The 23,334-nt window shown below is 31.7% G+C and carries 21 protein-coding genes and 1 other annotated feature; of the genes, 8 read left to right on the top strand and 13 right to left on the bottom strand.

What is annotated here, in order from left to right; genetic code table 11:
* Window positions 1-71: 71 nt before the first annotated feature.
* The 8 genes from RWQ74_RS05340 to hrcA form a co-directional block, all read right to left on the bottom strand.
* Window positions 72-947, bottom strand: coding sequence for an LD-carboxypeptidase (locus RWQ74_RS05340; RefSeq protein WP_314397244.1), 876 nt, complete (start codon window positions 945-947; stop codon window positions 72-74).
* Window positions 948-949: 2 nt separating this feature from the next.
* Window positions 950-2,011 carry a hypothetical protein gene (locus RWQ74_RS05335; RefSeq protein ID WP_314397243.1) on the bottom strand — a complete coding sequence of 354 codons (1,062 nt, stop codon included), beginning with the start codon at window positions 2,009-2,011 and terminating at the stop codon, window positions 950-952.
* Between the two features lie 81 nt (window positions 2,012-2,092).
* A complete protein-coding gene (locus tag RWQ74_RS05330; protein WP_314397242.1) occupies window positions 2,093-3,079 on the bottom strand; it encodes a hypothetical protein in 987 nt (328 codons plus the stop codon).
* Between the two features lie 106 nt (window positions 3,080-3,185).
* Window positions 3,186-4,133 (bottom strand): HD domain-containing protein, encoded by a 948-nt coding sequence (locus tag RWQ74_RS05325; RefSeq protein ID WP_314397241.1) that lies wholly within the window; start codon window positions 4,131-4,133, stop codon window positions 3,186-3,188.
* A 188-nt stretch (window positions 4,134-4,321) separates the two neighbouring features.
* Window positions 4,322-5,473, bottom strand: a complete 1,152-nt coding sequence (dnaJ, locus tag RWQ74_RS05320) for a molecular chaperone DnaJ (protein WP_314397240.1) — start codon at window positions 5,471-5,473, stop codon at window positions 4,322-4,324.
* 76 nt (window positions 5,474-5,549) lie between these two features.
* A complete protein-coding gene (dnaK, locus tag RWQ74_RS05315) occupies window positions 5,550-7,373 on the bottom strand; it encodes a molecular chaperone DnaK (protein ID WP_314397239.1) in 1,824 nt (607 codons plus the stop codon).
* Between the two features lie 170 nt (window positions 7,374-7,543).
* Window positions 7,544-8,116, bottom strand: a complete 573-nt coding sequence (grpE, locus tag RWQ74_RS05310) for a nucleotide exchange factor GrpE (RefSeq protein WP_003143977.1) — start codon at window positions 8,114-8,116, stop codon at window positions 7,544-7,546.
* 13 nt (window positions 8,117-8,129) lie between these two features.
* The gene (gene hrcA / locus RWQ74_RS05305) at window positions 8,130-9,143 is read right to left on the bottom strand and encodes a heat-inducible transcriptional repressor HrcA (protein WP_314397238.1); all 1,014 of its coding nucleotides are present in this window, start codon (window positions 9,141-9,143) and stop codon (window positions 8,130-8,132) included.
* Between the two features lie 398 nt (window positions 9,144-9,541).
* Here hrcA and prfB point away from each other — a divergent pair, with 398 nt between their 5' ends.
* The gene (gene prfB, locus RWQ74_RS05300; RefSeq protein ID WP_314397237.1) at window positions 9,542-10,660 is read left to right on the top strand and encodes a peptide chain release factor 2; all 1,119 of its coding nucleotides are present in this window, start codon (window positions 9,542-9,544) and stop codon (window positions 10,658-10,660) included.
* A gap of 137 nt (window positions 10,661-10,797) precedes the next feature.
* On the opposite strand, the gene def is transcribed toward prfB, so the two are convergent.
* Entirely contained in the window at window positions 10,798-11,352 is a 555-nt protein-coding gene (gene def / locus RWQ74_RS05295) for a peptide deformylase (RefSeq protein ID WP_314397236.1), read from the bottom strand.
* A 248-nt stretch (window positions 11,353-11,600) separates the two neighbouring features.
* Between def and RWQ74_RS05290 the strand changes: the two genes are divergently transcribed.
* Entirely contained in the window at window positions 11,601-13,292 is a 1,692-nt protein-coding gene (locus tag RWQ74_RS05290; RefSeq protein WP_314397235.1) for a M3 family oligoendopeptidase, read from the top strand.
* 110 nt (window positions 13,293-13,402) lie between these two features.
* A complete protein-coding gene (locus RWQ74_RS05285; protein WP_314397234.1) occupies window positions 13,403-14,137 on the top strand; it encodes an HAD-IB family hydrolase in 735 nt (244 codons plus the stop codon).
* 189 nt (window positions 14,138-14,326) lie between these two features.
* Here the strand turns inward: RWQ74_RS05285 and RWQ74_RS05280 are convergent, their stop codons facing one another.
* A complete protein-coding gene (locus tag RWQ74_RS05280; protein ID WP_314397233.1) occupies window positions 14,327-15,262 on the bottom strand; it encodes a hypothetical protein in 936 nt (311 codons plus the stop codon).
* 210 nt (window positions 15,263-15,472) lie between these two features.
* Window positions 15,473-16,030 (bottom strand): nicotinamide riboside transporter PnuC, encoded by a 558-nt coding sequence (gene pnuC, locus RWQ74_RS05275; protein ID WP_314397232.1) that lies wholly within the window; start codon window positions 16,028-16,030, stop codon window positions 15,473-15,475.
* A gap of 670 nt (window positions 16,031-16,700) precedes the next feature.
* Between pnuC and efeO the strand changes: the two genes are divergently transcribed.
* Genes efeO through RWQ74_RS05250 form a run of 5 tightly spaced genes read left to right on the top strand, consistent with a single transcriptional unit; the run spans window position 16,701 to window position 21,409 of the window.
* Window positions 16,701-17,579, top strand: a complete 879-nt coding sequence (efeO, locus tag RWQ74_RS05270; RefSeq protein WP_314397231.1) for an iron uptake system protein EfeO — start codon at window positions 16,701-16,703, stop codon at window positions 17,577-17,579.
* 1 nt (window position 17,580) lies between these two features.
* Window positions 17,581-18,816 carry an iron uptake transporter deferrochelatase/peroxidase subunit gene (gene efeB, locus RWQ74_RS05265; protein WP_314397230.1) on the top strand — a complete coding sequence of 412 codons (1,236 nt, stop codon included), beginning with the start codon at window positions 17,581-17,583 and terminating at the stop codon, window positions 18,814-18,816.
* On the top strand, window positions 18,794-20,491 hold the full coding sequence (locus tag RWQ74_RS05260) for an FTR1 family protein (protein ID WP_314397229.1): 1,698 nt from the start codon (window positions 18,794-18,796) through the stop codon (window positions 20,489-20,491). The genes efeB and RWQ74_RS05260 overlap by 23 nt, the downstream gene beginning before the upstream one ends.
* Before the next feature lie 10 nt (window positions 20,492-20,501).
* Window positions 20,502-21,215, top strand: a complete 714-nt coding sequence (gene tatC / locus RWQ74_RS05255; RefSeq protein ID WP_314397228.1) for a twin-arginine translocase subunit TatC — start codon at window positions 20,502-20,504, stop codon at window positions 21,213-21,215.
* Window positions 21,215-21,409, top strand: a complete 195-nt coding sequence (locus tag RWQ74_RS05250) for a twin-arginine translocase TatA/TatE family subunit (protein WP_314397227.1) — start codon at window positions 21,215-21,217, stop codon at window positions 21,407-21,409. Before tatC ends, RWQ74_RS05250 begins: the two co-directional genes overlap by 1 nt.
* Before the next feature lie 209 nt (window positions 21,410-21,618).
* Here RWQ74_RS05250 and metA read toward each other — a convergent pair whose 3' ends face one another.
* Entirely contained in the window at window positions 21,619-22,536 is a 918-nt protein-coding gene (gene metA, locus RWQ74_RS05245) for a homoserine O-succinyltransferase (protein ID WP_314397226.1), read from the bottom strand.
* A 67-nt stretch (window positions 22,537-22,603) separates the two neighbouring features.
* Window positions 22,604-22,832 (bottom strand) — a binding site (T-box leader).
* A gap of 137 nt (window positions 22,833-22,969) precedes the next feature.
* Window positions 22,970-23,334: SHIRT domain-containing protein (locus RWQ74_RS05240; protein WP_314397225.1), on the bottom strand; the 365-nt coding region annotated here is incomplete at its 5' end.

Below are 23,334 nucleotides of genomic sequence, written 5' to 3'. Positions count from 1 at the left end.
CTAAAAAGCTTTTATAAAGCGATTTAGATATCAATAAACCACTGCGTCTATGGATTATCATATACACTTTTTTAAAATTTACGACCTTTCGGGTCAACTTCATCATTAATATGTATTTCCTCTCCAACTTTTAGTGCTTTAGAGTTTTTTGCATGTCCAACTTCTTGTGTTTTAGCTACCGCTAAAGAAGATGGAATATACTCTTGAACAAGTTCAAATAGTTTCTCTACAGAAATTTCTTTTTCAATTTTTGTAAAAGTTCCTATTAATAATCCTGAAATTTTATCAAAAACTCCAATCTGCTTTAACTGTGAAAGATGTGTAACCAATCCCTCTATAGAAGTTCCTAATCCTTCTATAAACAACACTTTATTTTCCGCTTCTGGAAAATACTTTGTTCCAGCCAATTTCAAGAAACATCTAATATTTCCTCCGATTACTTCACCTTCTATTCTACTTCCTTGCAGAAATTTCCATTTCACATCAAATAAAGTCTGTTCATTTTTCATAAAAGTATCTTCAAAGCTATCTCTGATTCCTGTACTCTCAATAATATTTAGTATTTGATACAAGTAATTCACTTCATTTGTTTGGCTTCCCAAAGCATTCAGAACTGTTGTTAGATCACTATAACCAAAGAAAGGTTTATAATTTCTTTTTATTACATCATAGTCTAAATAATCTAATACTTCATTTGCAATATCCCCACCAGAAATATCAAAAATTGCTTTTATCTCTTTATTTTTATAAAAGGACATTAACTCTTCAGCTCGAACTTCTGATTTTGCTCCGCGTCCAAACTTATCTTTATAGATATATTTAGTAAAGACAGACACTAAACCCATCTCTACTAAAATACTTTCTAATTTTTTTAATTTATCTTTATCTTCAATATTTTTTCCATTTGAGCATACTACCAACGCTATCTTATCATTATTATTCAACATCATTATTTACTAATACTCTCTACATAATATTTGAATCTACTCTGTCCACCTTCATATTTTTTGTTATTTAGTCGAAGGACTAACTTGCCTTTATATGAAAGATCACTTACAGAAGTGGAAATTGGAATTGTAATCTTATCCCCTTCGATTTTCCACATATCAGGCTTACTAGGTCCATTTAAGAATATCGATCCATGTCCTCGATAAGTAGCAAGCACCATCTTATCTTTTTTAAAGAAGATTAACTCCCCTTCTTTTAAAACTTTTGAGTACTTTTCTTCATTTCCTGTTAAATTATCATCTATTTCTCTATAAGTTAAATATTGAGAGTTTTTTAACTTATTCATCACATAATCTGTATCAACTGTCTCTGATTGTAAAGCATTATATCCATCTACTATCTCAGTTAATTTCATAGGAATATGATTTAACATCATTTTATCTATTTTAATATGTTTTTGTGGATCAGAAAATTGTGAAATTATTAATGACGCATCTATATCTTTAGATTTTCCATCTAATATATTTGCTGTAATTTCTGCAAATTTTGAAGCAACTTCTTTATTATGTTCTGTGTTCTTAATATCTAAATTTTTCCAAGTTAAATCTGTTTTTTTATACTTTGAAGTAGCCTCTTCAGATTTTTCACCTGTATTCTCTACCTTTCCATCTTTAACTTTATACACCCCAATAATTTTATCTACTTTTTCAAATTTAAATTTATTATAATAGCCACCCTGTTTAAAAATGATTTTATCTTCATTTCCTTCTTTTTCTACTGCATAACTTATAGTTGGTGAAAATTGTTTCAACTCTGTTAGAACAGCATCTGAAAGTTTTAATTCAGAATTTAAAGCATCTAAATCATTAAGTGTTGATAGTTTTTTGATAATAATTGTAGTTTCTTTACTAATTTGTTTCCCATCTACACTTCCTAAATTTTGACTATTATTTACTTGAACTTTATTTTTTAACATATCATAATTTATAAGACCATATGTACACAATATCGCTAAAATTAGTATTGCTCCATAACCTAATATATATTTTATTTTCTTATTCATACTCTTCAAATTCCTTATTTCTCTTTATATATATGAGAAGACAGGAATAAATCCCATCCTTTCAATTATTTTTTTAAAATATTAATTATCTGTTCGACTTTCAATATAGTATTTAGAACGGCTTTGACCGCCTTCATATTTTTTATTATTTAGGCGAAGAACTATTTGTCCTTTAATTTTTCCACCTTCAAAATTGTTTATTAATGGAATTATTATTCTATCCCCTTCTTCAATCCATTTATCTGGTGTTGTTAAGGTCATTCCCATAGCACCACCAATTCCGCCAAATGCTGCTAGATACATTTTATCTTTTTTGAAGTAAATAACCTCTCCATTACCGATACTCTTATTATACTTAGATTCATTACCTTTATAGCTATCATCAACTTCTCTATACTTAGCTTGTTTTAGTACAGAAACTTTTTTATAAACCTGATCTGCATTAAATATATCCGGTGATGCAGCATTATACATATCAGTGATTTCTGCCAATGACATTGGTACAATAGTAAGTCCTAATTGAGCATCTCTAACATGCTTACTAAAATCAGATGAATATGCAAAAATACCTAACATACTGGCTAATCCACCACCTAGACCAACAGCAAAGTACTTATCAGCAATTGCCTTTGCAGCACCTTTGTCATGCTCTTTATTATCTAAATTTAAATTATTCCATTTTAATTTATCATTATTATTAATTTTAGAACCAATTTTTCCTAAATCATCACCTGTTGATGTTAATTTTCCACCATCAACCTTATAAGAACCGATAATTTCATTAATTCCATTGACCTTGCGATCTGCTAAATATCCACCTAAACGGAAATAAATTTTATCATAACCTTCACTATTATCAACCGTATAATAAACAGATGGTGCATACTTTTTAAGTATATCAACAACTGATTGAGATAAATGTAATTCTGAATTAAGTGCATCATTAAGTGCATCAATATCATTTAAAGAAGATATTTTCTCAATAATTATCGTTGTCTCTTTATCTAATTTTTTCCCATCTACACTACCTAAGTTCTCACTATTGTTGGAAGTTGAATTTTCGCGCATTTCTTCATATTTGATAATCCCAAATACACATATTACCGCTGCAATAAATATCGCAACAAAACCTAATAAATATTACATTCCTTTATTCATATCTTTTCTCTTTTCCTTAATTATTTTCTCTATCAAATGTTGGCACATAGAAGTGTCTTCCTTCTAAACCGAATAATTTATCACTAAATGTTCCAGGTTCCACATTCACTAAATTTTTCTCGAACATCATCATTCTTGCATCAATATTATCGATAAAATGAATAATTTCTGCCTCTTTAATCATCGGTAATTTAGGAGAACCAAACTCATATTTACCATGATGAGCAAGAATCATATGTCTTAAAAGTGTAATCTCTTCAGCTTCAATTCCTAATTTATCAGCCATTCGAGCTACTTCATCACTCATAATAACAATATGCCCTAGAAGCTCTCCCTCTAATGTGTAAGTAGTACCTACAGGTCCACTTAACTCAATAGTTTTCCCTAAATCATGTAAGATAATCCCACTATATAATAAATCTTTATTCAGTGATGGATAAATAGCTACTAAAGCTTTTGCTATTTTCAACATTGTAGTAGTATGATAAATTAATCCCGAATAAAAATCGTGGTGCATAGACTTAGCTGCAGGATAACTAACAAATTGTTTTTTATATTTATTTAGTAACTCAATAGTAACTGTTCTTAAATTATCATTTCCGATTTCTTTTAAGAAATAATTCAATTCATTTATCATTACATCTTTCGGTACTGGTGCGATTTGAATATAATCTTGAATATCTATATTATCTTCATCAGTAGCTATTCTATAGTTTCTGATTTTTAGTTGTAATTTTCCACGATAATCTAGTAAAGTTCCTTCTACATAAATCATCTTACCAGCTTTTAAATTTTCACTATCTTCTTCTTTAACTTCCCAGATTTTACCATCAATACTTCCTGTTTTATCTTTTAGATAAAGTGTTAAATACGCTTTCCCACTAGTAGCAATTCCACGTACTACATTATCCAATAATAAAAACATACTAATCTCTTGATCAGTTTTAAACTCATTTATGAACATTTCCTCACTCCTTCTTTCTAGTATATTTTATATCCATCTTATATTTTACTTTGTATCACAAAAAAATTCAAATAAATTCGGTAATTTAGTTAATAAAACAAAAAAACTCAGGATTTCAATAGGAAATTCAAAACTAAACTTTATATTAATTTTTGAATCTCCACTCTCTATCCTGAGTATATTAATTATTAATCGAATAAATCTTTTGCTTTTCTGCTTACTTTATCTAAAAAGCTTTCATCTTCTTCAACTTTTTCATTATTTAATTTAGCAAGTTCTAGGTATAATTCACGTTCTTTAGTTGACAGGTTTTTAGGAATCTCAATAGATACCACAATGTAGTGATCTCCTTGACCATATCCCATTACGCTCTTAACTCCCTTACCTGCAAGACGGAATTTACGTCCGTGCTGTGTTCCTGCTGGAACATTAAGTTCAATCTCACCTGTTAATGTACGTACATCTAGTTTTGTACCAAGAGCCGCCTGTGCTGGAGAAAGTTTTAATTCTGTATAGATATCATCATCTTCTCTGTGGAAATATATATCTTCAGCAACGATTACCTCTATGAATAAGTCACCTGCTGGACCTCCATTTTCTCCTGCTCCACCTTTACCACGAAGACGAACACGTTGTCCTGAGCTGATTCCTTCTGGAATTTCTACTTCGTATTCTACTTCACGGTTATTGTATCCTTTACCGAAACAGTGCGCACATTTATCTTTTATAATTTTACCGCGTCCTTGACATTCAGAACATGTACGCTGACTTTGCATACGACCGAATGGAGTATCTTGAATTACTGCTTCTTGTCCACTACCATTACATCTGTGACAAGTGTTTACAGATGAAGAATCTTTTGCACCACTTCCGTGACAGTGATCACATTCTACATCTTTACGAATTTTAATAGTTTTTTTCGTACCGAATACAGCATCTTCAAAGCTTATACGAATACGGTGTAATAAGTCTTCTCCTTGACGAGGGGCATTTGGATTACGACGCGCTCCTCCACCTCCGAAGAAACTTGAGAAAATATCTCCAAGGTCATCAAAACCACCTGAGAATCCAGAGAAACCTCCACCGAAACCACCAAAGCCACCATGACCTGCTCCACCTTCAAACGCTGCATGACCAAATTGATCATATTGAGCTTTTTTAGTATCGTCACTTAGCACTTCGTAAGCTTCTGTGATTTCTTTAAATTTATCTTCAGCACCTGGCTCTTTGTTGATATCTGGGTGATATTGTTTTGATAATTTACGATATGCTTTTTTTATCTCAGCTGCACTTGCGCTTTTACTTACGCCAAGCACCTCATAATAATCTCTTTTAGCCATCTTAATCTCTCCTATAATTAATTATTTAACAAAGGGCTAGCGCATAACGCTACCAGCCCTTAGACTATTTATTTAATTATTTTTTCTCAGTGAAGTCTGCATCGATTGTGTCATCATCATTATTAGATGAAGTTGCTCCTGCGTCTGCACCTTGAGCTCCAGCTGCTGCATTAGCTTGTTCGTAAAGTTTCATAGTCATTTCTTGAACAGCTTTGTTTAATTCATCTTTAGCAGCTTTAATTTCTTCAAAGTTATTGTTTTTAATAGCTTCTTTTAATGTATCGTTTTTATCTTTAATGTTATCTAATAAGCTTTGATCTACTTTATCTTTAGCTTCTTCTAATGCTTTATCTGCTTGGAATGAAAGTTGATCAGCTTCGTTACGTACATCAGCTTCTTCTTTACGTTTAGCATCTGCATCTGCGTTAGCTTCTGCTTCTTTAACCATTCTATCGATATCAGCATCAGTTAATGAACTACTTGATTCAATAGTGATTTTTTGTTGTTTTTGAGTTCCAAGATCTTTAGCAGTAACATTTACGATACCGTTTTTGTCGATATCGAATGTAACTTCGATTTGAGGTACTCCACGTGGTGCTGGTGGTATATCTGAAAGTTGGAATCTTCCAAGAGTTTTGTTATCAGTTGCCATTGGGCGTTCACCTTGTAATACGTGGATATCTACTGCTGGTTGGTTATCTGCAGCTGTAGAGAATACTTGTGATTTAGATGTTGGGATTGTTATATTTCTTGGAATTAATACTGTCATAACTGATCCCATTGTTTCAATACCTAATGATAATGGAGTTACGTCTAGTAATACTACATCTTTAACATCTCCTGTGATTACTCCACCTTGGATAGCAGCACCCATCGCTACTACTTCATCAGGGTTTACTCCTTTATGAGGCTCTTTACCCATTTCTTTTTTAACAGCTTCTTGTACTGCTGGAATACGTGTAGATCCACCAACTAAGATTACTTGATCGATTTCACTTGGGTTTAATCCAGCATCTTTAAGAGCTTGACGAGTTGGGATTAATGTTCTTTCTACTAAGCTGTGAGTAAGTTCATCGAATTTAGCACGAGTTAATGTGTTTTCTAAGTGAACTGGTCCGTTAGCTCCTGCTGAGATGAATGGTAATGAAATTTGAGTTGAAGTTACACCAGATAAGTCTTTTTTAGCTTTTTCTGCTGCATCTTTAAGACGTTGCATTGCCATTTTATCTTGTGATAAATCGATAGCTTGTTCTTTTTTGAATTCTTCTACAAGGTAGTCGATAATAGCTTGGTCAAAGTCATCTCCACCTAGTAAGTTATCTCCTGATGTAGCAAGTACTTCAAATACTCCATCTCCTAATTCTAAGATAGATACGTCGAATGTACCACCACCAAGGTCAAATACTAATACTTTTTGATCTACATCTGTTTTTTCTAGTCCGTATGCTAATGCAGCTGCAGTAGGTTCGTTAATAATACGTTCTACTTCTAATCCAGCAATTTTACCTGCATCTTTTGTTGCTTGACGTTGAGCGTCATTGAAGTATGCTGGTACTGTAATAACAGCTTTAGTTACTTTTTCACCTAGGTAAGCTTCAGCAGTTGCTTTTAAGTTTTGTAAGATCATTGCTGAGATTTCTTGTGGTGAGTATTTTTTACCATTTACATCTTCTTTGTAATCTGTTCCCATGTGACGTTTAATAGAAATTACTGTGTTAGGGTTAGTAATTGCTTGACGTTTTGCTACTTCCCCTACTTGAATTTCATCACCTTTGAATGCTACTACAGATGGTGTAGTTCTATTTCCTTCTGGGTTAGGGATTACTTTAGCTTCCCCACCTTCTAATACTGATACACATGAGTTAGTTGTTCCTAAGTCGATACCTATAATTTTTGACATATTGTTGTCCTCCTTAAATTTATAATAACTATATTTTCAAATTTATTTGTTAAAATGATTTTTCACTCTAACAAAGTCTAATATTACTTTTTTAAATGCTTTTCAGTTTTACACTGAAAATATTCTGCGCAGTGACTAAATACCAAATTTTTTTGTTTTTGGTATAGCTACTACGAGTTTACTTTCACCATTGCTGGTCTGATTACTCTATCTTTTAGTTTATAACCTTTTTGGAATGTATCTAAGATTACTCCGCTTTCTTTATCACTCTCTTCTCCTTGCATTACTGCATGATGGAAGTTCGGATCGAACTGAGCATTTTCAGTTTCCACCAGTTCAACACCTTCTGATTTAAGCGCTGCTTGTAATCCTTCGTATACCATTTGTACACCTTTTAGAACTGTTTGTACTTCTTCATTAGTTGATTCAACTTGTAAAGCACGTTCTAAGTTATCCAAACTTGGTAAGATTTCTGTAATCACTTTTTGACTCTTATAAGCATTTATAGTATCAATTTCTTGATTTTTACGTCGTTTAAAGTTTTCAAACTCTGCGTAAAGTCGTAAATATTTGTCTTCTGATGCTTTTACTTCTTCTTGCAGTTTTTCAATTTGCTCTTGTAATAATTCTTCTGCAGTTTTTTCAACTACTTCTTCTTTTAAATCTGTCGTTTCTTCAGTCTCAACAGTTTCTTCTGTTGTTACTTCTTCTTGTAGAGTTTCTTTTTGTTCTTCAGTAGCCATCTCTACCTCCTAATTATTTTAAATTATTATTTAAATTATCACGAACACAAGCTATAAGTGTCATGATTTTCGAATAGTCCATTCTCTTTGGTCCAAATACGGCTATTACTCCTTGACCTTTAGATGTGTTATAACTACTAGACACTAATGAAAGATCATCTATATTCCCAAGCTTAAGCTCAGTTCCTATTTTAATAGATGGTTTGTCTGTTACTTCATCATTATCTAGAAGCTCGACTATCTTATCATCTTCTAAGAGCGATACTACTTCTTTTAATTTTTCTACATTGTCTATATCGGGTTGCTTAAGTAAATTGTACTTACCCCCTAATGCTACAGTCTTCTTAATTTTATTTTGCAACAATCTATTTAAAGCCACCACTATCATATCGTAGTTGTTAACTTTATTCTTTAGATATTTTTCTAACTCACCATGAATCATTACGTGAGCTGTTGCCATATCCACATCATAGAAGTAACTTTGAAGAAGTTTATTAATCTCTCCTATATCTTCTGCAGTGAAATCCGCATCAAGTTTATAGTTTTGTTGGAATACTTCTCCTATGTTTGTTACTAATATAACGAGAATGCTACGACTACTTAGAAGAATAACCTCTATCTTATTAATGCGCCTATCAGTTTTTGTCGGGGCTAGTATCACCGCCGTACAATCCGTTAAGTCCGATAGTACTATTGCATTTTTTTCTAGATAATTATTTTCCGAGACTATATCACCACCAGAGAGTTGTTTAAGTTTTTCATTCTCACTATTTGATAATTCATAATCTTTTTTTATATAATCTACATAATAGCGATAACCCTTTTCAGAAGGTACTCGACCTGATGAAATATGCGTCTTTTTAATCAATCCTTCTTTTTCTAATTTACTCATATCATTTCTTATCGTTGCCGAACTGAAATCAATATTTTGAGCAATTTGCTTAGAACCTACAGGTTGATTAGTCGTAATAAAATTTTCGACTATAGATTGAAGAATGAGTACTTGTCTATCTATTAACATCGTCATCACCTATTCTCCAATTTTATGTTTTAGCACTCTAAGTATCTGACTGCTAATCACATATATAATAATATCATTAAGGTCAAAATAAGTCAATAGATTTTTATAATTTTTTTGACTTTTTTTGACTTTTTATTTTACTATTCTACTTACCCTTGATGCAATTGCATTTCTAAGAACAATTTTTGATGAAAAATTCAACTAATTCTTTCGTAGTATTGCTACATAATATTGAAAATAAAATAATAATCTGTAGATGAAGCAACATATATCAAGAATTTTTAACCTAATTTCTAAATGTATATTTAATCAAAAAGTATTATAATTTGTTCCTACCTTCCTTGTATCTTCAATAAAATTCTTGTATAATAAGTAAACGAAAGAAGTTATTAGAGGTAAAAATTTTGGAACTTATTGAACTTAGAAAAGAACTCGAAGAAATTAACAAAAGAATAACGGAATTTAAAACTTCATTAAAAATAGAAGATAAAACTGAACGAATTGCTGAAATTGAAAATATGATGCTAGAATCTGATTTTTGGAATGATAGCGAAGCAGCTAGTCTACTAGTTACCGAATCAAAAAGTATAAAAAAAGAACTTGATGAATTTAGTGAAATGATAGACTATTTAGAGCACTCTGAAGAGATGGTTGAATTTCTAAAAGATGAAGATGATGAAGAAATTTATCAAGATTTACTAGAAACAGTAGTCAATCTAAAATCAAGTGTTGAAGATTTTAGCTTCAGATTATTATTCTCAGAAGAATATGATAACAACACTGCTATACTTGAAATACATGCCGGTGCTGGTGGAACTGATGCAACAGACTGGTCAGAATTAATGTTACGTATGTATGAGAGATTTTTCACAAAACAAGGATTAAAATACAGCTACTTAAACTATCAATCTGGTGATATCACTGGGGTTAAATCAGCAACTATAAAAATTGAAGGTGACTTTGCATATGGATTATTAAAAGGAGAAAAAGGTGTTCATCGAGTTGTACGTATCTCACCTTTCGATCCGTCTGGTAAAAGACATACGTCTTTTGCTTCAATCGATGTAATCCCAGAATTTAATGAAGACGAAATCAATATAGAAATTAACAATGAAGACTTAAAAATTGATACTTACCGAGCGCAAGGTGCAGGTGGTCAGCATATTAACACTACTGACTCAGCCGTGCGTATCACCCACCTTCCTACAGGTATCGTTGTTCAATCACAATCTGAGCGTAGCCAAATACAAAATAAAGATGCTGCGATGAAAAACTTAAAATCAAAACTTTATCAATTAGAAATAGAAGAAAAAGAGAAAGAATTAGCAGCTATTCGTGGTGAACAGAAAGACATTGGTTGGGGATCTCAAATTCGTTCTTATGTATTTACGCCATATACAATGGTAAAAGATCACAGAACAAACTATGAAGTATCTACAGTAGATAAAGTAATGGATGGTGAAATAATCGATTTTATTGACGCTTATCTACATTACAATATAAAAGAAAAAGAAATACTATAAATGAAATACACCTGAAAATAACTCACGAATTTCAGGTGCATTTCTTATATCTCGTTTTTCGAGAAAATTATTTATAAATAGCTAGCAACTCAACAAAACCAATTTCTTATAAATTAAAATTTCTATCAAGTCACTAATTACAGTTTTTCGTATTCAGCTGGTACATCAAATGGATTTTCTTTATTAATGTGATCGTAGAACATAACTCCATTTAAGTGATCAATCTCGTGTTGGAAACAAATTGCTGGTAAATCTGTTAAAGTTAAAGTAACTTTCTCATCATTTTCATTATAACCAACTACTTTAATTTTTGAATAACGAGGAACATATCCTTTAATATCTTTATCTACAGATAAACACCCTTCTCCACCAGCTAAGTAACATTTTGCTGCTGAGTTTGAAATGATTTTTGGATTATATAGTGCATAAGAAACTGTGTCTTCTGGGAATTCCTCATCTGGAATGTGCACAGCAATCATTCTTTTTGAAACATTGATTTGCGGTGCAGCTAACCCTATTCCAGGTTTCAATCCTAATTTTTCTGCTTTTTCATCATCTTGTGAGGCAATAACATATTCTAATAATCCACGTAAAATTGCTTTATCCTCTTCTGAAATCGGACTTTTAACTTCTTCAGCACGAGCTCTAAGCGTTGCGTGTGGGTCTATAATTATATCTTTAGTTGTAATCAAATCTTTTCTCCTTTATTTCTAATTATTTATATCGGTATATCATCCTTTTTTATTATTTCATAAATTTTCAAGATTGTCAAAGTTTCCTACCCGACATTTTTTTAAGAGTTTTATTTTACATAAAATATTCCTTTAATTTTCTATCTTTATTTTTGAATTTTCTGAAAGTTATTTTTGTATTTTTATTTATTTCGTGTTATCATAGTATTATTGATAATTTATAAATAAAATTTTTAGGAGGGTGTATTATGACTTTTGAAAATTACCAATATACAAGACCAAATACAGATCAATTAAAAGAACAATTAAAAACATTAGTAGAAAGACTTAACTCAGCAAATAATGCTGAAGAAACATTAGAAGTTTTTAATGAATACAATAAACTTCGTGATAATGTAAGCACTATGGCACAATTATCAGAGATTCGCGTAACAATCGATACTACAGACGAATTTTATGAAGCTGAACAAGAATTTTGGGATGAATTCGGTCCTGAATTAGATTCACTTTACAGCAAATTCGACGAAGCAATATTTAATTCAAAATTTAAAGAAGAACTAAAAAAAGAAATCGGGGAACATTACTTCAATCTAATTGAAACTTCTCTAAAAGTATTTAGCGATGAAATCATTGAAGATTTAAAAGAAGAAAACAAACTTTCTTCAGAATATACAAAACTAACTTCAAGTGCTAAAATTCCATTTGATGGTGGAGAACACAATTTAAGTGGTATGGCTAAATATACACAAGATGCTAACCGTGAAACTCGTCTATTAGCAAACCAAGCTGTAGCTAGATTCTTTAAAGAAAACTTAGAACAATATGATAGCATCTATGACCGTATGATTAAAGTTCGTACTCGTATCGCAAAAAAACTTGGTTTCGAAAACTTCGTAGAAGTTGCTTACCTACGCTTACGTAGAACAGACTACAATGCAAAAGACGTCGCAAACTACAGAAAACAAATTTTTGAGGAAATCGTACCTGTTGTTGAAGAACTTAAAAAAGCTCAAGCTAATCGTCTAGGACTTGAAAAACTTTCATTCCACGATGAAGGTGTAACATTCAAATCAGGTAACCCTACTCCAAAAGGAGATCGCCCAACACTTGTTGATTACGCAAAAACAATGTATAAAGAATTATCACCTGAAACTGATGAATTCTTCACATTTATGACTGAAAATAATTTATTAGATTTAGATACAAAACCAGGAAAAGCTGGTGGTGGTTACTGTACATTTATTCCAAATTACAAAGCACCATTTATCTTCGCTAACTTTAACCAAACACCTCATGACGTTACAGTTCTAACTCATGAAGCTGGACATGCTTTCCAAGTTTTCCAAAGTAGACATCATATGCCAGATTATGTTTGGCCAACATACGAAGCTTGCGAAATTCACTCAATGAGTATGGAATTTTTAACTTGGCCTTGGATGAACTTATTCTTCCAAAATGAAACAGAGAAATTCAAATACTACCACATGGCAACATCAATCAAATTCTTACCATATGGTGTTACTGTTGATGAATTCCAACATGAAGTATACGAAAATCCAGAGCTAACTCCAAAAGAACGTCGTATGAAATGGTTAGAAATCGAAAGAAAATACTTACCATCTCGTTACTATGAGGATATTCCTGAACTTGATGAAGGGCTATTTTTCTACAGACAAGGTCACTTATTCGGTGCACCATTCTACTACATCGACTACACTCTAGCTCAAGTTTGTGCTTTCCAATTCTGGAAAAAAGCTAACGAAAATAGAGAAAAAGCATGGAAAGAATATCTACACCTGTGTAAACTTGGTGGAACTAAACCATTCTTAGAGTTAGTTAAGGAAGCTAACTTAGAAAATCCATTCGAAGATGGTACTATTTCTAATATTGTTCCGGAACTTAGAAAATACATTGACTCTGTTGATGCTACAAAATTCTAAAACTTTTAAAAGAGTGACTCAACAAAATCTTGTTTCTTAAGAAATTGCGATTTTTGAGTCACTCCCTTAATTATAATAGAAATATTATTTTAAAATTAGGAGGACAAAATATGAAAGAAAAAAAGATAGCAGCATTTTTTGATATTGACGGAACTCTTTATAGAGATTCTCTAATGACAGAACATTTTAAAAAATTAATAAAATATGAAGTTGTAGATGAAAAATATTGGTTAAATGGTTTAAAAGATAGTTACATTAACTGGGATAAGAGATTCGAAGACTATGATAACTACCTTTTCGGCGTTTCTGAAGCTTATGTACAAGCAATTACAGGTCTTCATAAAAAATATATCGACTTCGCAACAGAACAAGTTATGAAACTTAAAGCAGATCGTGTCTATAAATTCACAAGAAATATCATAGAAAAACACAAGAAAAACGGACACCTAATCATCTTCATTTCAGGAAGTCCTGACTACCTTGTAGAAGCGATGGGTAAAAAACACCATGCATTCCTGGCTATTGGTAGTAAATACATTATAGAAGATGAAAAATTCACAGGTGAAGTAATTCCAATGTGGGATGCTGATAGTAAAAATAAAACTATCGACAAATTAGTAGAAGAATACAACATTGACCTTGACAAATCTTTCGCTTATGGGGACACTAATGGTGATTACAACATGTTAAGACGTGTTGGAAATCCTGTTGCCATGAACCCAAGTCGTGAATTACTAAGTAAAATTAAAGAAAATAAAGAACTATCTGAAAAAGCTACTATTCTAATCGAACGTAAAGATGTTATATATAAAACAAAAGCTAATATAGATATAGTAGAAATATAAAAGAAAGGGAGTGACTCGACAAAATCTTGTTTCTTAAGAAATCACGATTTTATCGAGTCACTCCCGCAAAGTTTATTAGATATCTAAAAAGCTTTTATAAAGCGAATTTAGATATCAATAAACCGCTGCATCTATGAGTTATCATATATACGAACTTTTAGGTCAATACCTTTCTTTACTCATTAAATACTAAGTATTATATAAGAATTCAGAACCTTCTTCACTATTAAGATTAACTCCAGAAACTAATCTATTACCCACTTTTTTATAAAGTTGAGCTTGAGTAGTAAAAGTTAGTTTACTTCCATCTTCCTTAATAATTTTGAAACTCTTACCATTCACAGACCATTCAATTGATGCTCCATCATATTTTTTCAGAAGGTATCCTTTATATCGATTAACAAGATCAGAGCTCATTTTTCTCGCACCTTCTTCATTCATAGCTCCACCGATTCCTTGTGCATCAGCTGGCAATGAATTACTATCATTTAACAATGTAGGATTAGGCCCTCCTAGCTCAACATCTGATTGATTTTTCTTACGTTCAAACTCTCTTGCTTTGTCAGCAAGTTCCTTAGCCTTTTGTGCAGCTTCCTGAGCTTTTTCATAAAGTTTAGTACCTACATCACTTAACAGTTGTTTTAGACTATTATTATTAAACTTGTATTTTTCTAAGATTTGAGATAAATCTTTACTAAAATTAGCATCTGTCTTAATATTCTTTATCTCTTCTTCTGCTTTCTTATAATTTTCAATGTCAGCATTTAACCAGTTAATAGCAGCCGAAAAATTTGAACTGGTATCAAGCTTTTTAGCTCTATCTAAGCTATTTTTTGCTTCATCAACTTTTTTATCATTTAAACTAATAGATGTATTTCTAAGCTCTTTTGCTACTTTAATATCAGTTTTGATAGTAGGAATAACCTTTTGCGCAACATCTGTAGTTAAAGTTTCCAAGCCTTTCGCTCCAGCTTCAAAATCATGACTGAGATTAATCATATCAACATATTTTTGATACTCTTCTTTTACCTTCTTATCTTTTCCACCAAACATAAAATAATAAGCTGTAGCACAAATAATAAGTGCTACTACAATACTCGAAAATATAGCAATACTTTTTTTCATATATATTCTCCTGTTATCTAAAATCTCTCCACTCTTCGCGGACTATAGAATTATTATCTCATAGAAAATCGTATTTTACTAGAAAAATTTTAACATAGTAGATTTATCCTTTATTTATTAGCGAGCATATCAATTACATATAAACGAAAACTGTTGACTCCTGCACTCTTACAGTTGTCAACAGCTTAGAATTTCTAATCATAGTATATTTTATTTTTCAGAATCTTTCCACACAAATAATGCTCCAACACTATTAATGATATAGAAGATATATTTACCAACGTTAGCGAAGTTTCCTTGAACTACTGCTTTTGTTAGTTGAACAATATTATACAGTAACCAAAATGGCCATTGTGTAGTTAGCTTAAACGTATTTAATCCATTACCCATTAATGAGAATGCAAATGCAATTGTAGTAATATACGCAAGCGTACTCATCTTACCATGATATCCAATATAGTTTGTAGCATATGAGAATACAAATGAAAGAATCGCAATTGCTGTTAATACTGTATATAATTTTGCTTTTGACATTGTATTTGGTTTATCTGTAGATTTATTCCATACATAAATCGCACCCAAATAGATTAAAAATGTTACAGGATATGTAATAATCGCAGCCTTATTACCTAAGATATAGTCAATAACCCCTGATAATACAGCATTGATAATACCTAAGTAGTTCCCAAGTTTGCTTAATTTCCCTGTAAATCTCGTAGATAACATTGAAATACCGACATTAATTACAGAAATAAGTCCAAATGGCACAAGTGCAGTCCATGGACCCCAATCAACAAATTTATCTAATCTCGTTGCTAAATAACCTGATGCAATAGCAATACTAATTACTAAAACAACCCCTAGTAAATCAAACCATTTTGATGTTGCGAATATTTTTAATTTTTTTTTTCATAAAGCCTTTTATTCCTTTTTAAAAGTACCGCATTAAATTAATGCAATCTTAATTTTTTAGGTTCTTAGTAGCTTTTTTATATCGCTTACTAAAAATCTACTTTCATTATACACCAAACATTTTTCACTTTCAATCGATTAATTTCATATTTTCACTAGACTATTATATAATATAAATATTTTTTTAAAATAAAATACTATAATTCTTTTAATTTAATTAGCTAGTCTGTTATATAAAAGTAGTTAGCCTGCGAGTCTTAAATTTTAAAAAAGTGTATACGCGGTGGTTTATTGATATCTAAATTCGCTTTATAAAAACTTTTTAGATATCTAATAAACTATGCAGGGGGGAATCGACAAAATCAATTTCTTCGAAATCACGATTTTTAAGTTACTCCCTAAAAAAAATTTTATTTGCTATGTAAAACTTTTCTTTTTTATTTATTTTGTTTCTTATCACTTTACTTTCTAACTGATAATGATTATAATTTATAATAGATTAAATTGAAAGTGAGTATATTTATTAATGAAGAAAAACAAATTATTTATGGCACTAATGGCTGGAACTATCGTAATTAGCGGATGTGCTTCTAAAACAGAGAAGAAAGAAGAAAACAAAACTGCCCAAGTTGACACTTCTAAAGGTACAAAAGAGCAACTTAAACAAGCTACTGACCTTTATAAAAAATTCGTAGAAAACCAAGTAGATACTCTACTTAAAGATACTGAAAAATTCGCTGAAACTATTAAAGCTGGAAATCTTGAAGAAGCTAAAAAACAATATCCAGTTATTCGTATGGCTTATGAACGTTCAGAACCTATCGCGGAAAGTTTCGGTGAACTTGATGTGAATATTGACTTCCGTCTTGCTGACTACCTTGAAGAAAATAAAACAGAAGAAAGCTGGAGAGGATTCCACAGAATTGAAAAAATTATGTGGGAACAAAATACTACTAAAGGTACTGAAGAATATGCAGACCAACTAGTAAAAGATATTAAAGAATTAAAAGCTAAAGTCGCTACTGTTGAAGTTACTCCTGATTTAATGGTAACTGGAGCTGTTGACTTACTTAACGAAGTTGCAACGCAAAAAATCACAGGAGAAGAAGAAATTTACTCTCACACTGACCTATACGACTTTAAAGCTAATATCGAAGGTGCTGAAGAAATCTTCAAAATTTTCAAACCTTTAATCGAGAAAAAAGATAGTAAATTAGCTAAAGATTTAACTGAAAAATTTGCTACAATAAATAGCTTATTAGACAAATATAAAACTGATGAAAAACACTACAAACTATATACTGATTTAACAAAAGAAAATACTAAAGAACTTTCTGAAGCAGTAACAAAATTAGGAGAACCACTTTCTCAAATGGGTGTAATTTTAGACGAAGAGGCTAAGTAATATGGAAGAATCTGGTAAAAAATGGATTGACAAAAAAATAACAAGACGTGATTTCCTGAAAAAAGCAGGAATGACTGGAGCTGGTGCAGTTGTTGGAGCTTCTGCCCTTGGTGGATTTTTCGCAAACAAAGCTGAGAATAACCGAGCTATAGCTGATGGAGAAGAAAAAATCACATTCTATGGGAAACACCAAGCTGGAATTACTACTCTTATGCAAAAATGTGTTTATTTTGTCGTACTAGATTTACACTCAACTAAACGTGATGATGTAATCGATATGTTTAAGAAATGGACTAAATATAGTGAAAAATTAATGAACGGTGAACTAGTTGAACCTACTCTTAAAAACCATTATTTACCACCAAAAGATACTGGAGAAACGGTAGGATTAAACCCCTATCGTTTAACTCTGACATTTGGAGTTAGTCCAAGTTTCTTAAAGAAAATGAACTTAGAGAATAAAAGTCTTGAAGAATTTAAAGACTTACCTCCTTTCGCAAGAGAACAACTAAAAGAAAAATATACAGGTGGGGACATTTGTATTCAAGCATGTGCAGATGATGAACAGGTAGCCTTCCATGCAGTACGTAACCTAGTTAGAAAGGCTCGCTCTACTGTAACTATGAAGTGGAGCCAATCTGGTTTTGCCGCTATTGGTAATCGTCTTGAAACACCGCGTAACCTTTTCGGATTTAAAGACGGTACTGCTAATGCAACTAAAGAAGACCAATTTGATAAAATTGTATGGTGTGATAAAGACAACTGGATGAAAGATGGTAGCTACATGGCTGTAAGACGTATACAAATGCACCTTGAGACATGGGATAGAACAAGTTTAAATGAACAGGAAAATACCTTCGGAAGATATAAAGATAGTGGTGCTCCTTTCGGAGAAACTGACGAATTCGCCCCAATTGATCTTAATAAAAAAGGTCCAGATGGAAAACCTTTAATTCCTGTAACTTCTCACGTCCACTTAGCACATAAACCTGGTGTAGAACTACTACGACGTTCCTACTCATACTCAGATGGAATAAATGAAACTACTGGACAATTCGACTCTGGTCTACTATTTATCTCATTCCAAAAAGATCCAAAACAATTTATAACTATCCAAAATAGTCTAGGAAATGAAGATAAGATGAATGAATATATAACTCATATCGGTAGCGGTCTATTTGCATGTTTTGGAGGAATTAAGGAGGGAGAATATATTGGCAAAAAACTATTTGACTAAAATATTTTTAGCTTTTATCGTTCTTTTCAGTTTTAGCTCTCCATTTTTAAAAACTATTGTGGCAAAAGAATCATACAGTAATCTTTTTATAAAAATTACCGACGCTAACGCTGCAATAAAAAATAACGAACAAGATAAAGCTAAAAAATTAATTGAAGAATTTAAAACAGAGTTTGAAGCAACGAAAAATTCAGATTCTGAAGCTGGAAAAAAAGTTAAACAAACATTAAAATCAGATGATATTAATGAAGAACAACTTAGGGAATTATCAACAGCACTACTCGCTTTTGAAAATGAACAAAATCCTTTAGATGTTGAAGCCGAAAAAAAAGCATTTAAAACGAAACTTTACCCTGCTTTCGATAAATTAGAAAAAGCAATCGACACTAAAGATGTTGAAACTATGAAAGCAGAATATGTTAAGTACAATGCTGCATGGGTACGTAATGAAGGTATCGTAAGAACACTTGAACCTGCTTACTACGGAAAAGTAGAAACAACAATGTCATTTCTACGTAGTTCTATGGAGATCGAACCTTATGACTATCAAACTACAAAATTATATTTAACTGATTTAAAAACTTATCTAGATGATTTCCTTGCTGGGAAAAAGATAGAACAAAATTCAGAAGTTAAAACACTTGAACAAGGAATAAAGCTTCTTGAAGATAGTCTTACAGCCTTTAAGGATGGAAATAAAGCACAAGGTTCACAGAAAATGAAGAAATTCATAGAAGTTTGGCCTGTTATCGAAGGAGAAGTTCGAACACGAAACGCTTCGCTATATACTAAAGTAGAAAGCGAAACTCCTATCATTATGGTTAAAGGTAGCGAACAAAAGTATCAAGAACAACTTAAAAACTTAATTACAGAGCTAGAAAAAATCGATACGAAGTCTAACTATACTGCATTAGATTCTATGCTAATTTTACTTCGTGAAGGTGTTGAAGCATTAATAATCGTCTTATCTCTAGCAAGTGCATTAAAAGCTGCCAAGCAGAAAAAAGGGTTGATCTGGATTTATGCAGGTGCCTTAGTAGGTATCCTTACTAGTATACTAGCAGCCGTTATTTTAAAATACTCATTCCCTGCTCTATCATCTGGTACTAACCGTGAAATCATCGAAGGTGTTGTTGGTATATTCGCAGTAATCATGATGATAGGTATAGGAATCTGGCTACATAGTAAAAGTTCTGTAAAAGCATGGAAGAAATATATGGATACAAAGTTAAATCTAGTACTTTCTACTGGAAGCTTTATTTCTATGTTTACACTTAGCTTCCTAGCAGTATTCCGTGAAGGGGCAGAAACTATTTTATTCTACACTGGTATTATGCCATTAATTTCTACAAGTAACTTACTAATTGGGATTGCTCTTGCTATTGTTGCTTTAATAATTATCGGTATAATTATGGTAAAAGCTTCCGGAAAATTACCAATTAGCAAAGTATTCCTAGTTCTATCTTGGTTAATATACATTCTAGGATTCAAAATGCTTGGAGTAAGTATACATGCTTTACAAATAACTGATATGCTATCAAATAACATTATAGATTATTTACCTACTATCGAAATATTAGGAATCTATCCTAGTTTTGAAGTAATAATAGCTCAACTTATTTATATCATAGTTGTAGCAATTAGTATATTCTATGAAAAATCTAAAAATAAATAGGTAACTTGCGATGAAATATGGAGATAAAGTTTCTACCGTGGATCATCTAAACGAACTTAGAAAGAGACTAATACTAAGCCTTGTGTTTTTTATTGTCTCTTTCATAGTAAGTTTATTATGGTCAGCGGATATTTATAAATTTTTAACTAGTAATTTTAATAATAAATTGATTGTTCTTGGACCTAATGATATACTATGGATATATCTTACTCTTGCAGGACTTTGTGCCTTCACATTTTCGATACCATTTATTTGTTATCAAATTTGGGCATTCATAAAACCTGCATTAGAAGAAAGAGAAGCTCGTGCATTATTAGCCTATATACCGGCAGTATTCATTTGTTTTTCAGTAGGCTTAGCTTTCGGGTTCTTTCTAGTGACTCCTGCTATCTTAAACGTGCTTCTTTCTATCGGGGATGATTTATTCAACACTCAATTAACAGCTCAAAACTATCTATCATTTGTTATTAATACAACAATACCGATAGCAATACTTTTTGAGTTTCCTGTTATTGTTGCATTCCTAACATCATTAGGTATACTAACACCTAACTTCTTAACTAAAAATAGAAGATATGCATATTTTATACTAATTGTAGTAGCAGTAGTCATTACACCTGCTGACTTTATTAGTGATATCGTTATGTCAATACCATTAATTTTAATTTATGAAATTAGCATTATTATTAGCAAGTATATTTACAACAAAAGAGGTGAAAAGTAATGGGATTTTTACGTGATATAGGAGCTCCTGGAGTTATAGTACTTATTATAGCTGCTCTAATAATCTTCGGTCCTAAACGTCTACCTGAACTTGGAGAATCAATTGGAAAAATGTTCACATCATTTAAAAAATCAATTTCAGGATTAACAGAAGAGGAAAACTCTGATAAAAAAGACGAAAAAAAAGATAAATAAAAATAGACTTTACGGGGCTGACCCAGAAGTCCTAAAATTCAACAAAGTACATATGAGAACTCATATACGCAGTGATTTATTGATATCTAAATTCGTTTTATAAAAGCTTTTTAGATATCTAATAAACTGTGCGGGGGTGACTCGACAAAATCTTGTTTCTCCAAAATCACGATTTTTGAGTCACTCCCTGTAAAGTCTTTTTCTTTCTCTTATTTTGATAATTCAGCTAAATCATACGGTGTTTGTTGATAAACCTGGTTTAACCAGTTATGATAGAATAAGTAAGCCACCCCACGCCATCTATTTTTAGGTGCTTTGGTATCATCATTTCCTGGGTAATAATTCACCGGAACTTCTATTGGAAGATTACTATTCTTATCACGTACATATTCGTTATGAAGTGTATCAGCATCATATTCAATATGCCCTGTTACAAAAATCTTTCTAATATCTTTAGTCGCAGCTATTAATGTACCAACCTCTTCTGATCTCGCTAATACATCAAGTTCAGAAATAATAGGTAGTTTCTCTTCTTCTATTTTAGTGTGTCTAGAATGAGGAGCTAAGAAAGTATCTGTAAATCCTCGTGTTAATGTATGATTTTCTATAAGGACATCATGTTCAAAAACTCCAAATATCTTATCAGCAACTTGTTCTTTTTTGACACCAAAATGATAGTATAAACTAGCCTGAGCTGCCCAACAAATATTTAATGTTGAAAATACATGCGTTTTACTCCATTCAAAAATATCATTCAACTCTCCCCAGTAATTTACATCTTCAAATTCTAATTGTTCAACAGGCGCACCTGTAATAATAAGTCCATCATAGTATTTATCTTTCACTTCATCAAATGTTTTATAGAATTTCTCTAAGTAAGACTGCGCTGTATTTTTGGCAATGTGACTAGTCATATGTAGAAATTCTACCGTGATTTGAAGCGGAGAGTTTCCAAGAAGTCTCAGTAATTGACGCTCAGTTTCTTCTTTTTTCGGCATTAAATTCAAAATTAAAATTTTTAGTGGGCGTATATCTTGATTTTTAGCTCTATTTTCTTCTATTACGACTACTCCTTCTTCTAATAATTTATTTTTCACCGGTAATTCATTTTGAATACATATTGGCATTATATTGTCTCCTTAACTATTCTTATAATCTTAAATAAAAAAACTCGCCACTATTACAAACTTATGTAATAGGGACGAGTTTATCGTGTTACCACCCATGTTTATGGATATAAATATCCACCTTAATCGGTACGTGTTCATACCGCTGTGCTATATCGTGCACTGACGTAATTACCTATTAGATAATTATTACTCCGAGACCATTTTCAATTACATCTCTTCTTACTTTCTCACACCTACCGAAAGCTCTCTGTTTTGAATCAATTATAATCTACTTATCTCTTCAATGTTTTACATATTAATTTACTTAATAGTATAAAGAATTTAACACTATTTGTCAATAGAATTAGCTTAGACACTTCAAAGAAGTTTTATGAATTACTATTCATATCTTTTTTGAATTTAAATTACCTCAATAGAGATTGTCAGTCTACTACTTAGAATTTCTTTTACGTCTCATCATTATTACACCAGCTGCTACTAACGCACCAAAAATTTCTACATTAGACTGTTTTTCACCAGTATTTGGCAATACTCCGATCTTTTTAGATTGTATCTCTGGTGTAGATTCCGATTTAGGCTCTGGCTTAGGCTCCGGTTTTGATTCCGGTTTTGGTTCTGGCTTAGGCTCTGGCTTAGGTTCCGGTTTTGGTTCCGGTTTTGGTTCTGGCTTAGGCTCCGGTTTTGGTTCTGGCTTAGGAGCCGGTGCGTTAGCCTCGAATTCCCATGTTCCTATAAACTCTACATCTGCTTTATTTACTGCTTTATTTTCAGCATCATATTTTTTAAATACCCATT

It is taken from the genome of uncultured Gemella sp. (assembly GCF_963525165.1).
Classification (GTDB): Bacteria; Bacillota; Bacilli; order Staphylococcales; family Gemellaceae; genus Gemella.
This window is presented reverse-complemented; position numbering and strand designations above follow the sequence as displayed.

Coding starts and splice junctions, on each gene's coding strand:
- RWQ74_RS05340 (WP_314397244.1), bottom strand. CDS start 947: ATGTTGAATAATAATGATAAGATAGCGTTGGTAGTATGCTCAAATGGA.
- RWQ74_RS05335 (WP_314397243.1), bottom strand. CDS start 2,011: ATGAATAAGAAAATAAAATATATATTAGGTTATGGAGCAATACTAATT.
- RWQ74_RS05330 (WP_314397242.1), bottom strand. CDS start 3,079: ATGCGCGAAAATTCAACTTCCAACAATAGTGAGAACTTAGGTAGTGTA.
- RWQ74_RS05325 (WP_314397241.1), bottom strand. CDS start 4,133: ATGTTCATAAATGAGTTTAAAACTGATCAAGAGATTAGTATGTTTTTA.
- dnaJ (WP_314397240.1), bottom strand. CDS start 5,473: ATGGCTAAAAGAGATTATTATGAGGTGCTTGGCGTAAGTAAAAGCGCA.
- dnaK (WP_314397239.1), bottom strand. CDS start 7,373: ATGTCAAAAATTATAGGTATCGACTTAGGAACAACTAACTCATGTGTA.
- grpE (WP_003143977.1), bottom strand. CDS start 8,116: ATGGCTACTGAAGAACAAAAAGAAACTCTACAAGAAGAAGTAACAACA.
- hrcA (WP_314397238.1), bottom strand. CDS start 9,143: ATGACGATGTTAATAGATAGACAAGTACTCATTCTTCAATCTATAGTC.
- RWQ74_RS05290 (WP_314397235.1), top strand. CDS start 11,601: ATGACTTTTGAAAATTACCAATATACAAGACCAAATACAGATCAATTA.
- RWQ74_RS05285 (WP_314397234.1), top strand. CDS start 13,403: ATGAAAGAAAAAAAGATAGCAGCATTTTTTGATATTGACGGAACTCTT.
- RWQ74_RS05280 (WP_314397233.1), bottom strand. CDS start 15,262: ATGAAAAAAAGTATTGCTATATTTTCGAGTATTGTAGTAGCACTTATT.
- efeO (WP_314397231.1), top strand. CDS start 16,701: ATGAAGAAAAACAAATTATTTATGGCACTAATGGCTGGAACTATCGTA.
- efeB (WP_314397230.1), top strand. CDS start 17,581: ATGGAAGAATCTGGTAAAAAATGGATTGACAAAAAAATAACAAGACGT.
- tatC (WP_314397228.1), top strand. CDS start 20,502: ATGAAATATGGAGATAAAGTTTCTACCGTGGATCATCTAAACGAACTT.
- RWQ74_RS05250 (WP_314397227.1), top strand. CDS start 21,215: ATGGGATTTTTACGTGATATAGGAGCTCCTGGAGTTATAGTACTTATT.
- metA (WP_314397226.1), bottom strand. CDS start 22,536: ATGCCAATATGTATTCAAAATGAATTACCGGTGAAAAATAAATTATTA.